Below are 13,504 nucleotides of genomic sequence, written 5' to 3'. Positions count from 1 at the left end.
TAAACCAAAAAAACCAGACATACAACGCACTGAAATAAAATGAAACGACTTTACCCTGACATTGGATGTTACAGCAGTGGGTATTTTGACACGGGTGACGGTCACTCACTGTATTACGAAGAAAGTGGCAATCCGGATGGATTTCCCGTTCTGTATTTACATGGCGGTCCGGGCGCAGGTTTATCCCCGGGTTACAGGCGCTTTTTCGATGGCAACCGTTTCCGCATCATTGCATTTGAACAGCGTGGATGTGGCCGTTCCAAGCCTTTCGGTTCTCTGGAAAACAACACTACACAACATATTCTGGGCGATATAAAAGGCTTAAGACAGTTATTAGGCGTAGAGCAATGGATCCTGTTTGGTGGTTCGTGGGGCTCAACACTGGCTTTGCTTGCTGCAATCGATGCGCCGGATACCGTTTCCGGACTCATTCTGCGGGGCGTTTTTCTGGCCAGGCAAGAAGACCGGGACTGGTTTATCTCACATCAGGGGGCAGCGGCGACCCTCTTTCCCGAACACTACGAACTCTTTATAGATGGTATTGAGGGCGATCTGAATACCGCCTCTGTGTGTGCCCACTACCGCAAACTGTTTGACTCCTCTGACGATCTTCAGCGACTCAGTGCGCTGAAACGCTGGTACATCTGGGAAGAACGCCTTTCAAGGCTGTCACTGCCCGCAGGAACCGGTGAGCTCACCGGCCATTATCCGGTAGGCCTGATGACCAGCCTGGCTAAACTTGAATGCCATTACCTGGCTAATCACTGCTTTATTCCCGAAGATTTTATACTGCAGAATACAGCGGCCATCAGCCACATTCCGGGCACTATCGTTCACGGCCGCTACGATGTAATATGCAGCACAAAAGGGGCATACACGTTACATAAAGCATGGACAAACAGTGAATTGCAGATAGTTCAGGAAGCCGGACACAGCACATCTGAGCCGGGCATAGCACTGGCTCTTTGCAGGGCCACCCGTGATATGTCCCGTTATCTCAGGGAGAAAAAGCGTTGATTGGATTAGTACAACGGGTATCTGAAGCCAGTGTAAAAGTAGACGGTGATGTCACCGGAGCCATCGGGCATGGCATACTGTTACTCCTCGGAGTAGAAAAAGAAGATGGCGAAGAGCAAATCGAAAAACTCGCCCGGAAAGTAGCGAATTACCGGATATTCAGTGATGACGACGGTAAAATGAACCTGAATATTCAGCAGGCCGGCGGCGCAGTACTGGTCGTGTCACAATTTACGCTGGTGGCAGATACGCAAAAAGGTAATCGTCCGGGGTTTTCAAAAGGCGCCAGTCCTGCTCATGGCGAAGCCATTTATAACCGCTTCACAGAGTACCTCAGCTCGCTGGGCATTCCGGTCCGGACCGGACGTTTCGGTGCAGATATGAAGGTTTCACTGATTAACGACGGGCCGGTTACATTCCATTTCGCCGTGTAATTTTCTGCAAACGTTTCACATTTCAATTATTTATTCTCTTAATCCCGGCCGGATAGCCTGATATCGGTGAATTGCCTTGTTAAGCAGGGTCACCTTAGGGTTAAATGGGCGACGGATGCATTTTTAAAAAGGCTCATACATTGTTTAGAGTAGCCACACCGAAAACAGAAGAAGAACTAGAAAAATACTTCGCGTTTCGATGGACTTATCTGCGCCAGCCATGGAATTTTCCTCCCGGTTCAGAAAAAGATGAGTATGAACAGGTTGCGGAGCACCGTGTCATCGTAAACGGCAAGGGAGACATTGTTGCTGCCGGTCGCGTTCATCTGAATACGGCAGAAGAAGCTCAGATTCGTCACATTGCTGTTAACTCTGATTATCAGCGCAGAGGCCTCGGCCAGATGATTCTGGGAGCGCTGGAAGGCGTTGCCCGTGAGATGGGCGCAATACGGGCCGTAACCAACAGCCGCGAAACCTCCATCGATTTTTTCAGCTCCTGCGGCTTCGTTATCGAACGGGAAGCCCCGAATGAACTGGGTATGCTGAAACGCCAGCAAATGGTGAAGAAGCTTACTGATCCCGGGATCGTTATGCTGCATCCGAAGTGGTGCAAAGAGCTTCAGGACACCTGGACCGAAACAATCCCGATTACCGAACACATGGGCATCAAGCTGCATCAGTATACCGGCCGTACACTGGAGACACGGGCCTCACTGAATAAAAATATCAATATTCACGGTACTATGTTCGCCGGCAGTATTTTTTCTCTGGCCACTCTCACCGGCTGGGGGATGATTTTCCTGCAACTGAAAGAACGCCAGCTGATGGGCGATATTGTTCTGGGTGACGGTGATATTCACTATCATAAGCCGATTACAATGAAACCCCGTGCCACCTGTCATGTGGAGAGCTTAAGCGGCAAATTTGCCCCCTTGGAAAAGCGTAAGAAATGCAGTTTCACATTACAGGTCGATATTATGGATGACGACAACGCCGTGGCTGAATTCCGTGGTGTTTTCTGGGTACTTCCTCCTAAGAAAGAGCAGGACGAAGAAGAGTAATTAATCGTGCGGCGGCAGGTTACGTTATGACAGTCATCATACCCCCACAGCAAGTTATTCCCGCCGCCTCACTTACCGCCGGGCACATGACTTTTGTGCCCGTACCTGCTCATTTAAAGCCCTGGCTCCACTCTGTGTGGCAGTCTGAATATGCCACCCATACTGCGCTGTCCACAGAACGGTGCTATCCGGATGGCGGCCATAGCCTGACATTCTCATTCGATGATGCTTGTTATGACGCCACCGTGTTATTTGGAACGAAAACCGGCAATTTATCAAAATTCAATCGTCCCTCTGCTGTCAGTTTCCGGTTTCATCCCGGCGCTTTCTCAGAGTGTTTCGGTATAAGAGCAGAGTCGGTAGCACAGAATACAGATATTCCGCTGTCTGCACTGTTTCAGGAGCCGCTGCCCCCGTCAGAGGCGTTATGTGGACAGCCATTGCCTCAGGTTTACACTGTACTTACAGACTGGCTTACTTTGCAAATTCACCGGCACAGCAACAACACGCAGCAGCGTCTTAAACTGACAGAAGCGCTGGTAACATCTTCGTACCAGGCCGGTACCCAAAATATTGAAAAGTTGTTTGGCTGTTCCACACGGACATTTCAGCGTAAATGCAAACAGGCACTTGGCCTGGCACCCAAAGAAATGGTGATGTTTGGTAAAATTTATCTGGCGAGGAAAAGACTGATTTACAGTAATGCGCCGCTCAGTGATATCGCCCTGTCCAGCGGCTACTTTGATCAGGCACATTTCACCAATCACTTCCGTGATTTTGTGGGCGAAACACCCGCCAGGTATCGTCATAGAAAACAAAAAAATAACCCGTAACCCCTTATTTATTGCTTATCCACACCCGTGTCGTATTTTTACAATAATGACGGTTAACCATTGCCTACACTGCTTCTCAGTTACTTTACAGGAGAGCAGATATGCAAACTCGTATTACACAGGACACCGTATATGCCTGTGCCCCGCGCATTGTTAAATGCCTGACCGCATTAAGCCGCCCGGCTACAGATAGTGCGATTACACAGTCTTTAACCGATCTCATCAGATTACGTGTCTCACAGCTCAACGGCTGTGCTTTTTGCCTGCACATGCATGCAGCAGAGCTCAGGCAACACGGTGAGTCACAAGAACGTCTGGATATGTTGCAGGCATGGCGGGAAGTGCCATACTTTACTGACCAGGAGAAAGCGGCACTCAGATGGGCTGAAACGTTAACCCGTCTGGAAAGCGGTGTAAGCGATGACGCTTATCATCATGTGTCATCATTTTTTGATGAGCAGTCAGTAATTGACCTCACCACGGTTATTTTAGAAATTAACAGCTGGAACCGTCTGTCGATAGGATTCAACTTTACTCCGGAATTAACAGAAACAGAAAAGAGGTAAACTGTGTTTTCAATTGCCCCGTCAAGTTGTTACTTACTCAATATTCTGGCCGGTTTCGCCTTTCTCAGTGGCAGCTCCCTGTTTCTGCCGCAATTTGCAGATTATGCCGTTACCGGTGTTTATCTGTTCATGTTGGGATCGGCTCTATGGATATACACATCCACAGTAGATTTCCTTAAGCATAAAAAAAGCGCCTGACGGCGCTTTTTTCAATTTTCTATCGCGTATTAGTTAATGCTTACGCTGCCATTGCTGCCTGAAGTTTCTTCATGGCATTTTTTTCAATCTGACGTACACGCTCAGCAGAAACCTGATATTTGTCGGCAAGATCTTGAAGTGTGATCTTATTGTCTGCCAACCAGCGAGTTTCAATAATGTCCTGACTACGCTCATCTAACGTTTTGATAGCAGAATAAAGACGTTTGGAAGCATTGCTATCCCAGTCATTATTGATAACGTCCATCTCAACATCTGCGCTTTTATCTTCAAGGAACTGCACAGGCGCAAAGTTGCCACTCTCGTCGTCATCAGCACTCAGATCAAATGCCTGATCCTGACTACTCATGCGGGCTTCCATTTGCAGCACTTCTTTCGTGCTTACACCCAGTTCATCAGCAACAGTTTGCACTTCTTCGTGAGTGAACCAGCCCAGACGTTTTTTCGCCTTGCGCAGGTTGAAGAACAACTTACGTTGCGCCTTCGTGGTAGCCACTTTAACGATACGCCAGTTCTTCAGTACGAATTCATGAATTTCAGCTTTGATCCAGTGAACAGCAAAAGACACCAGTCTCACACCTACGCCCGGATCGAATCGCTTAACTGCCTTCATCAGGCCAATGTTACCTTCCTGAATCAAATCAGCCTGCGGCAAACCGTATCCTGAATAGGATTTAGCAATATGTACAACAAAGCGTAAATGCGACATGACCAGCTTTCTTGCCGCTTCCAGATCGCCTTCGTCACGTAAACGTGTCGCCAGACTTCTTTCTTCATCAGCAGAGAGCATGTTGATGCTGCTCACAGCCTGAATGTAGCCTTCGATGCTACCGCTGTGGGGCACCGATAATGCCATTGTTTGCATGTTATTGCTCATATTCACCTCAATTTGCTAAGCACTGTATTGTACCAAAACGGGCAGTGCCTTTCGAGTCCTTGATTGTCGCAGATAATTCCAAGTTAGGAATATAGTGACAAATTACTAAATATCAAGACCTGATTTGCATCAGATTAGTTCCGTACAGACGATGAAACCACCACTCAGCACGACAGAGTAAACGATAGATATCGATAAACGTTCTGTCATGTAATTAGTCTCTCAAATCAGTCCACTCACCGCGTTTAGCACGGAAATTAGACGAAATACCAATTTTTCCTGATCCTTCAAACGTATACGCTAAATCCATGGGTAGTAATTGACAGCTGTAAATGTTCGCTTGTGTATACGACAGACACACATAATGAGATTCATGCCGGTCAAAACTAACAAAATAATAACGGAAACAGATCATACAGGAGGTATGGATGTTCTCTTTTGTCGCCAGACAGCCAATTTTTGACACGGCACTAAATGTTATCGCTTATGAGATCCTCTTTCGCGATGGAAAAAGTAACGGATTTCCAGATATCGACCCAAATGAAGCCACATCGAAAATAATCAGCTCAACTCACCTTGGAATAGGCCTGGATGAGATAACAGGTGGAAAGACAGCTTTCATTAATTTTCATCGCGATACATTAATTCACCGCTTTCCCACATCGCTGGATCCTTCAATGGTGATGATTGAGATCCTGGAAACCGTCGAGGTTGATGAGACTCTTATTGCTGCATGCCGGCACCTTCGCGAGATAGGGTTTGAACTGGCACTTGATGATTTTGACGCTGACGAAAAATGGCGGCCACTATTGCCTTACGTTCAGGTCATAAAATTTGATATCCGTTCAATGAAAGAGGAAAGGATCCTTTCTCTGCTGCCAGAAATAAGCCAGTATGAAATCAAGCTGCTCGCCGAGAAAGTTGAAACTTACGCCGAATTCGAACGTTTCAGAGAGTTGGGCTTTCACTACTTTCAGGGTTACTTTCTGGCGCGGCCGGAGCTCGTCCGTCATAAACAAATTATCCCGGCTCAGATGAATATGCTTGCGCTTATCAGCGCATGTAATCAATCCCCGATGGATTTCGACCGCATAAATAACATTATCAACAAGGATGCATCGCTGACATTTCTGTTACTTCGCTTTATAAACAATCCGTTATACAATAAACGGATAAAGGTAAAAGATTTGCGCCACGCACTGAATTACCTTGGTGAAAATGAAGTGAAAAAGTTCGTATCATTGATTGCCCTGGCAAACCTGAATAATGACAGTCCACGGGAACTGTTACAACTATCCCTCGTCAGAGCAAAGTTCTGCAGCTTGCTGGTTGCAGGTATGAACGAACTGAACGATTCTCCCGCCAGTTTTCTCGCCGGCTTGCTGTCGTTGCTGGATGCCATGATGCTGCAGCCCATGAGCGAGTTGCTGGAGAAAGTACCGGTGAGTGAAGAAGTGAAGCACGCTTTACAAGGTAATCCGGGTATGCTCAGTGATTGCCTTTTGCTGGCAAAACATATTGAGTCCGCCCGCTGGTCCACAATAAAAGCCTTCTCAAAGAAATATGGTATTCGCCAGACCACCCTTCATGGTATGTATAACTCGTCACTTAAATGGGCCGGCGCGATGGAAAATAGTATTAATTAATAATTCTGCCCATTGTATAAGTGAAAAGAATTACGTGAGCATAGATAATCTGCGGCCCATAAGATAAAGTTGATATCATCGTGCTCATGCCGTGTTATTAGCAGTCAACTTACAAAGTTGTCGTTACCATTGTTGAAGGGATTGTCAGGTCGTATGTTCGCATTTATTGCACGCCAGCCTATTTTAGACCGTGAAAAGGATGTTTTCGCGTATGAGCTTTTGTTCCGTGACGGCAAAAGCGGCGCTTACCCCGAATTAGAGCCGGACAAAGCAAAATATATTGCCCAACATTTCCATCCGTTAGGGCTGGACGATATTTCCGGTGAAAAGAAATCGTTTATTCACTTTAATCCGGACACTCTGATTTCCCGCTTTCCTACCTCCTTGAATCCCGAGTCTGTTGTCGTGCAGCTGAATGAACCCATGGCACCGACACCGGGATTACTGGAAGCCTGCACGCATATTAAACATCTCGGATTCAGTCTGGCCATTGATGATCCCATGATGCTGAGCGGGAAGCAGGACATTTTTCCGTTGATTGATGTGGTCAAAGTTGATGTCACCAAAACGAACTACGATCTGATTGAAAAGAATATCCCCCGTTATCTTGATGCCAATATCAAACTGGTGGCGGAACAGGTAAACACCCACGAAGATTTCGACAGTTGCCGCTCTCTCGGGTTTGATTTCTTCCAGGGCTATTTCTTCGCCCTGCCGGAAGCGCGACTCCATCGTCACTTGCCGGCTTCGAAAATGAACCTGGTTGATTTGATGGGAGAAAGTGCCCGCAACGACTTTAACATCAGCCGGATCAACCAGATCATTGAGCGTGACGCTGCTCTCAGCTTCCTGCTACTCAAATTTATTAATAACCCGGCAATCAATAAACGTTACAAAATTACCTCACTAAAACATGCCCTGACTTACATGGGCGAAGTGGAAATTAAGAAGTTCATCGCTTTATTATCGCTGGCCAATTTAAGTGACAATAAACCGCTGGAGCTGATCCACATGTCACTGGTGCGGGCGAAATTCTTCGATTTGCTTTCTCAGCAGCGCGGCATTAACACGAATCCGCCAATCGGCTTCCTGATAGGCCTGTTTTCACTGCTGGATGCACTCCTTGATCAGGATATGCCTGACGTTCTTAAACAACTGCCGCTGACCGACGAAGTGAATGATGCGTTGTTGGGTAAATCCAGCGAATTTAACAGCTATGTAGCGCTGGCAAGAGCGTTCGAGGGTGCCCTTTGGATGAATATTATTAAGCAGTCCAAAGTGCTGGATATCGACCAGAAGCAGCTTCACGTACTTTACAATCAGGCTATTCAGTGGGGAAACGGCGTCCGGTCCACCATCTCGGCATATTTCCCTAAGCCGGTCATGCGCTGAGGGGTTATGCAGAGACAACAGGTTACCGGATACACGGAGAAAGTAACCTGTTCAGCCGTTTAAAATAGGATGATGAAGTGGTTATTGCGGTTCAATCTCTCTGACATGCCGCTGTACTGACATCAGTGACCCCAGTAAACCCAACAGAATCGACAAACCCAGCATCGTCAGTAAGGCAGTACCGGACAGACCGGTAATATTGAATTCTTTCTGATAGAGCGTCGCAAATGCCTGAATACTGTTGTCCATCCACCATAAGATAATGATGACGGCGAACCAGGCAATCAAACCACCCAACAATCCGTACCAGAAACCGGTATATAAAAACGGCCGGTGAATAAATGCGTCAGTCGCGCCCACAAGCTTCATCACCAGAATTTCTTCCCGCTTGCTAAGGATGTTCAGCCTGATGGTGTTACCAATGATCAGTACCACAGAAACAAACAACAACACGCCAATGAGCGACACCAGCTCTCTGGCAATATCCAACAGCGCATACAAGCGCTCAAGCCATTCAATATCCAGTTTACCGATGTCGACTTCACGCTGATCTTTGAGCTTTTCAAGCAGTAACCTGGCGGATGTAGGCGAAGCATGTTTCTCGTCCGGCGTCACCAGCACCACATCAGGTAAAGGATTGGACTCCAGATAGGCGATAGCATCACCCAGTCCGGATAAATGCTGAAATTCCTTCAGGGCATCATCTGCGGGGATGAAAGTAACGCTGTCAATCTCCGTCCAGGTGTTCAGCCTGGCAACCAGTTGCTGCGCGCTGGCTGGTGGTGTGTCTTCTTTCAAAAACAAGGAGATTTCCGAGGCCTGATCCCAGCCTGCACTGATTTTTTCAGTATTTTTAACCAGAATGTAGAGTGTGCCCGGTAAGGTTATGCTCAGACCAAGCACCGCAATAGTCATTAACGATGCGGCCGGCTGACGCCACAATTCCCCGAGGCTGCCTAAAGCCTGACGGACATGACTGATGAAGAACGCACTGATAACCTGAACGATGCCAATGCGGGTATCACTGGCTCCCTGAGAGCGGCCTTTGAATAAAATACTCATGCCCAGTTTCCTCCCTGTTCCTCAGATAATCCGTCGGTGATCATCTGCCCGTTTCTCAATGTGAGTGTGCGGTACTTCATCCGGGCTATGAGCCCGAGATCGTGGGTCGCAACAAACACAGAAACGCCGGCCTGGTTGAAGTCTTCAAACAGACGAATGATTTCCATAGATAACTTAGGATCGAGGTTACCGGTGGGTTCGTCGGCCAACAACAGAGGCGGCTTATTAACCACCGCACGGGCGATGCCGACGCGCTGAGCTTCACCACCTGACAACATCATTGGCAAACTGCGGGCTTTATCCCGCAATCCCACCATTTCCAGCGCTGCTTCAACACGCTTAGAGGTTTCTTTACGGGTATAGCCTTCAATAATAAGTGGCAGCGCCACATTATCGAAAACTGATTTTGAGTCCAGCAAATGCGGGCTCTGGAAGATCATGCCGATATCCCGGCGGATAAACGCTATCTGCCGGCGTTTTATTTCGTTCAGATCGTGACCGTTAATCAGTACCTTGCCCACACTGGGGCGTTCCATGATACTGATTAATTTGAGCAGCGTGCTTTTCCCCGCGCCGGAGTGGCCGGTAAGAAAAGCCATCTCACCCGGTTCAATGTGAAAGCTCACTTTTGACAGTGCGCGCTGACCACCGGGGTAGGTTTTACTTACCTGCTCAAATTTGATCATCTGCTAATCCTGCAACGACGAAAGGATACTGAATTCTCTACGTTAATCGTTTTCGCTCTCACTGAAAAGTGCGTCGATGAATTCATCGCCGTTAAATGTGCGCAAGTCGTCAATTCCCTCACCCACACCAATGTAACGGATTGGAATACCGAACTGGTCAGCGATAGAGAAAATCACGCCGCCTTTAGCAGTACCGTCCAACTTGGTCAGCGTTAAACCTGTCAGACCTACGGCTTCGTTGAACAGCTTCGCCTGACTTACTGCATTCTGGCCCGTTCCTGCATCTAGTGTGAGCATGACTTCATGAGGTGCGTCCGGGTTGAGTTTCTTCATTACCCGAACCACTTTTTTCAGTTCTTCCATCAGGTTATTTTTATTCTGCAGGCGGCCGGCGGTATCCGCGATAAGAATATCTGTACCACGGGATTTTGCGGCTTCCAGAGCGTCATACAATACAGATGCACTGTCTGAGCCTGTGGGCTGGGCGATAACAGGAATCTTGTTACGCTCTCCCCAAACCTGAAGCTGTTCAACGGCGGCAGCACGAAAGGTATCACCCGCAGCCAGCATGACTTTCTTACCCTGTTGCTGGAACTGTTTTGCCAGTTTACCGATGGTGGTGGTTTTACCCACACCGTTAACGCCCACCATCAGAATGACGTATGGTCCGCTACCCGCATTATGCTGTTTCATATCTTCAGCCAGCGGGCGCTCAACAGATTTGAGCATCTCACGCATCTGGCCTTTAAGGATATCCACCAGCGCCTCAGCGTCCTTGAGTTGCGAACGTTTTGCACTGTCTGTAAGTTTGTTGATGATTTTCTGTGTGGTGTCCATGCCCACATCAGCCACCAGCAACTGAGTTTCAAGCTCTTCATACAAATCATCGTCGATGGCTTTGCCGCGGAACAAACTGATAAAGCCACTGCCAAGGTTTGTTTTAGTGCGCGATAAGCTGGCTTTCAGGCGACTGAAAAGAGACTTTTTCTCTTCTTTGGCTTCGGGCTTTGCTTCAACAACAGGTTCCGGCTCAGATTCTACTTCCGGCTCAGGTTCAGGCACGGCGGCGACAACCGGCGTCATTTCTTCCGGCGTAATGTCTTCGTCAGAAACAACTTCCGGCTGAACTTCGTCTTGTTTTACCTGTTGGGTTACCTTCTCAGACTCAACCCATCCCGGTCCGGTTGCATCCTCAGGTCCAGTTTTCCGTATTAACGGCTCTGGTGCAGGCTCATCAAATGCAGGTACTTCGGGTTCAGACTGCACTGCAGCAGAGCTTTCTGGCTGAGCCTTAACGATATCATGCGGTTCAACCGGCGTATCCACTTCCGCTTCAATTACGGGCTCTTTAAGTACAGCATCTTCAGGTTTAGTTTCTCCGGCAGGGGCCTCAGCTTCAACATTACTTTGCGCAGGCTCAGGCACTTCTGTTTCTGGCGTCTCAACCGCGTTGCTTTCCTGCGGCTTTACTTCACTTTGTTCTTTTTCAGGTTGCTTGTTCTTTCTGAACCAGCCAAAAAGTTTCGACATTGTTTGGTCAAATCCTTAGTAAATCGGCAAAATTCGGCTACACTGGCCGGCTTTCAATAGCCGTTATCATACATTGTCAGCCCCTATGAAGCGAGTATCCAGAAAGCCTCAGACACAAAAGACGAAATCAGGCAACGTCAGGATCATTTCAGGTCAGTATCGCGGCCGGAAACTGCCCGTGGCAGACGTGGACGGGTTACGTCCCACCACTGACAGGAACAAAGAAACCCTGTTCAACTGGCTGATGCATGATTTACCCGACGCTCACTGTCTCGACGCTTTTGCAGGCTCAGGCGGACTCGGCTTTGAAGCACTTTCCCGCTATGCCGGACATTGCACATTCATTGAGAAAGACAGAAGTGTGGCCGCACAACTGAAAACCAACCTTTCAGCAATGTCTGCAAATGGTGAAGTGATCAATGGCGATGCTGTTCAGATATTGTCTTCCACAGACAAGCAGTTCGATATCATTTTCATCGATCCGCCCTTCAATCACAGTCTCGTTGAACCGGTTCTGCAAGTCATCCTAAGCCGCAACCTTTTGAAACCCGACGGTGTTATTTACGTCGAACAGGAAATCAACGCCCCCTCCCCGCTCATCAGTGAACGCCTGCAGGTAGTTAAAGAAAAGAAACTCGCACAGGTGATGTACTGCTTGCTATCACTGGAAGACTGACTGAGCGGTTAAGCCAGAGGCAGGCGTTAATGCGGTTGTCGGGCACTGCTGTACGCAGTGAGCCCGCAGGCGGTGAAGGTGCGTAGTTCGGAAACTGTCAGTCGCAGGGATGCGACTGCCAAGCCTCCAGGGATGGATTTACGGCGTGTTCCCGAACTACACGCCGATCCCCCGAAAGGGCTCACGCCTCAGGATTGATTTCGAGGCCGATGTTGGAGATGCCTTCTTCGAGAGCGAGGGCCTTGAGTTCGTCGCAGGTGGACAGCGGACTGCCGTCCTTTTCCAGCAGGTCGAGCATGGCGTTTTGCAGCTCTACTTCAAATACCATCAGCGGATGGCCTTTAATGTCTTCTTCGTCAACGCCGGATGCCAGCAGGTAAGCTTCCACACTGCCCTGCGACAGCTTACTGACCACCACAGCCCCTTGCAGATCCTGCTTCAGCACAAGGCCAATCGCCGCAGCCAGAGCGATTGTTGCATCGATAGCAGGGTAAACACCGAAGGTGTCGTAATCTGCGGTATCAGGGGTGACGCACTCTACTTTCTCAAGCTGAACAGAAAAGTTGATTTTGCTTTTCGGGCTGCGTACCGATTCCCACAATAAAGATAAACAGTTTTTGCAAACGCCTTCATCATCAAAGCCCGTGACTTCTTTAAATAACGCATAATTCGGTAACATCCGCTCCAGCAGCGCAGCGCTGAAGGCAACGGCACGCCATCCTTCCAGTTGTCTCACCCGTGCAAATGTAGACAGTTTTTTCATTATTGTATCGCTCCGGAAGCATGTTGAAAGTAATGGCTGACACCATCTAAAAACATTTGTATTGAAATCATCACCAGAATCATCCCCATCAGACGTTCCATGGCGGTTAAGCCGCGCTCACCCAATAAGCGGTGAAACACTTCAGAGAATAGCAAAATGATCGCGCTGATCACCCAGGCTGCTCCCAATGCAATCGTCCAGTCCGTCATTCTGTCCGGCGCCTGGTTAGCAATCAGAATAAGTGCAGCCAGGGTCGACGGGCCCGCAATCATAGGTATTGCCAACGGAACCAGGAACGGCTCTTCCCCCACGGCCAGCCCCAGCGCGTTACCCGACTGCGGAGGGAATATCATTTTCAGAGCAATCAGGAACAGAATGATACCACCGGCAATACTCACGGTTTCCTGACGGACATTCAGGAAATCCAGCACAGCCTGACCGCTGAACAGAAATATCAGCAAAATGATAAGTGCAAATACTAGTTCCCGCACCAGTATGACACGGCGTCGTTTAGGCTCGATGGTCTTCAGCACCGACATAAACACCGGCAGATTCCCCAGTGGATCCATGATCAGAAATAACATGATGGCCGCAGACCACGTATCCATGAAAGAGATTCTCCCCTAAAGTGTAATTGGACTTACCCGGACCCGCTGCTATGTTTAGATTTCCGGTTAAAAACGGAAATTTAGCCAACAGCGTAAATAAGAATGATAGATTAGCGCAGGATTGTCGCATTTACGCG

General features: G+C 48.3%; 15 protein-coding genes. 9 read left to right on the top strand and 6 right to left on the bottom strand.

Going from position 1 to position 13,504, the window contains the following annotated elements:
• Positions 1-39: 39 nt before the first annotated feature.
• The 6 genes from pip to ACXAGR_RS20115 all read left to right on the top strand — a co-directional run bounded on the left by pip (position 40) and on the right by ACXAGR_RS20115 (position 4,109).
• The gene (gene pip / locus ACXAGR_RS20140; RefSeq protein ID WP_474845275.1) at positions 40-1,017 is read left to right on the top strand and encodes a prolyl aminopeptidase; all 978 of its coding nucleotides are present in this window, start codon (positions 40-42) and stop codon (positions 1,015-1,017) included.
• Positions 1,014-1,451: a D-aminoacyl-tRNA deacylase gene (gene dtd / locus ACXAGR_RS20135; RefSeq protein ID WP_474852206.1), complete on the top strand. Its 438-nt coding sequence runs from the start codon at positions 1,014-1,016 to the stop codon at positions 1,449-1,451. Before pip ends, dtd begins: the two co-directional genes overlap by 4 nt.
• A gap of 140 nt (positions 1,452-1,591) precedes the next feature.
• On the top strand, positions 1,592-2,512 hold the full coding sequence (locus tag ACXAGR_RS20130; protein ID WP_474845279.1) for a bifunctional GNAT family N-acetyltransferase/hotdog fold thioesterase: 921 nt from the start codon (positions 1,592-1,594) through the stop codon (positions 2,510-2,512).
• A gap of 26 nt (positions 2,513-2,538) precedes the next feature.
• Positions 2,539-3,345 (top strand): helix-turn-helix domain-containing protein, encoded by an 807-nt coding sequence (locus ACXAGR_RS20125; RefSeq protein ID WP_474852204.1) that lies wholly within the window; start codon positions 2,539-2,541, stop codon positions 3,343-3,345.
• 101 nt (positions 3,346-3,446) lie between these two features.
• The gene (locus tag ACXAGR_RS20120) at positions 3,447-3,911 is read left to right on the top strand and encodes a carboxymuconolactone decarboxylase family protein (protein WP_474852202.1); all 465 of its coding nucleotides are present in this window, start codon (positions 3,447-3,449) and stop codon (positions 3,909-3,911) included.
• Between the two features lie 3 nt (positions 3,912-3,914).
• A complete protein-coding gene (locus tag ACXAGR_RS20115) occupies positions 3,915-4,109 on the top strand; it encodes a YrhK family protein (protein ID WP_349583794.1) in 195 nt (64 codons plus the stop codon).
• 40 nt (positions 4,110-4,149) lie between these two features.
• On the opposite strand, the gene rpoH is transcribed toward ACXAGR_RS20115, so the two are convergent.
• Positions 4,150-5,004, bottom strand: a complete 855-nt coding sequence (gene rpoH, locus ACXAGR_RS20110) for an RNA polymerase sigma factor RpoH (protein WP_119499928.1) — start codon at positions 5,002-5,004, stop codon at positions 4,150-4,152.
• Positions 5,005-5,432: 428 nt separating this feature from the next.
• Between rpoH and ACXAGR_RS20105 the strand changes: the two genes are divergently transcribed.
• Together ACXAGR_RS20105 and ACXAGR_RS20100 are read left to right on the top strand one after the other, a co-directional pair.
• Positions 5,433-6,650: an EAL and HDOD domain-containing protein gene (locus ACXAGR_RS20105; RefSeq protein WP_474845286.1), complete on the top strand. Its 1,218-nt coding sequence runs from the start codon at positions 5,433-5,435 to the stop codon at positions 6,648-6,650.
• Between the two features lie 153 nt (positions 6,651-6,803).
• Entirely contained in the window at positions 6,804-8,042 is a 1,239-nt protein-coding gene (locus ACXAGR_RS20100; RefSeq protein ID WP_474845288.1) for an EAL and HDOD domain-containing protein, read from the top strand.
• An 81-nt stretch (positions 8,043-8,123) separates the two neighbouring features.
• Here the strand turns inward: ACXAGR_RS20100 and ftsX are convergent, their stop codons facing one another.
• Genes ftsX through ftsY form a run of 3 tightly spaced genes read right to left on the bottom strand, consistent with a single transcriptional unit; the run spans position 8,124 to position 11,320 of the window.
• Entirely contained in the window at positions 8,124-9,104 is a 981-nt protein-coding gene (ftsX, locus tag ACXAGR_RS20095) for a permease-like cell division protein FtsX (RefSeq protein WP_474852200.1), read from the bottom strand.
• Positions 9,101-9,790, bottom strand: a complete 690-nt coding sequence (ftsE, locus tag ACXAGR_RS20090; RefSeq protein WP_119499924.1) for a cell division ATP-binding protein FtsE — start codon at positions 9,788-9,790, stop codon at positions 9,101-9,103. The genes ftsX and ftsE overlap by 4 nt, the downstream gene beginning before the upstream one ends.
• A gap of 42 nt (positions 9,791-9,832) precedes the next feature.
• Positions 9,833-11,320, bottom strand: a complete 1,488-nt coding sequence (ftsY, locus tag ACXAGR_RS20085; protein WP_474852199.1) for a signal recognition particle-docking protein FtsY — start codon at positions 11,318-11,320, stop codon at positions 9,833-9,835.
• Between the two features lie 85 nt (positions 11,321-11,405).
• Here ftsY and rsmD point away from each other — a divergent pair, with 85 nt between their 5' ends.
• Entirely contained in the window at positions 11,406-11,996 is a 591-nt protein-coding gene (gene rsmD, locus ACXAGR_RS20080; RefSeq protein ID WP_474852197.1) for a 16S rRNA (guanine(966)-N(2))-methyltransferase RsmD, read from the top strand.
• A gap of 181 nt (positions 11,997-12,177) precedes the next feature.
• Here the strand turns inward: rsmD and ACXAGR_RS20075 are convergent, their stop codons facing one another.
• Both ACXAGR_RS20075 and ACXAGR_RS20070 read right to left on the bottom strand, forming a co-directional pair.
• Positions 12,178-12,759 carry a YjaG family protein gene (locus tag ACXAGR_RS20075; protein WP_474845296.1) on the bottom strand — a complete coding sequence of 194 codons (582 nt, stop codon included), beginning with the start codon at positions 12,757-12,759 and terminating at the stop codon, positions 12,178-12,180.
• Positions 12,759-13,367 carry a YhgN family NAAT transporter gene (locus tag ACXAGR_RS20070; RefSeq protein ID WP_119499920.1) on the bottom strand — a complete coding sequence of 203 codons (609 nt, stop codon included), beginning with the start codon at positions 13,365-13,367 and terminating at the stop codon, positions 12,759-12,761. The genes ACXAGR_RS20075 and ACXAGR_RS20070 overlap by 1 nt, the downstream gene beginning before the upstream one ends.
• Positions 13,368-13,504 lie beyond the last annotated feature (137 nt).

Source organism: Alteromonas sp. ABH4_457 (genome assembly GCF_056160625.1).
Note: the sequence above shows the minus strand (reverse complement) of the source record. Positions and strands in the feature narration are given on the sequence as shown.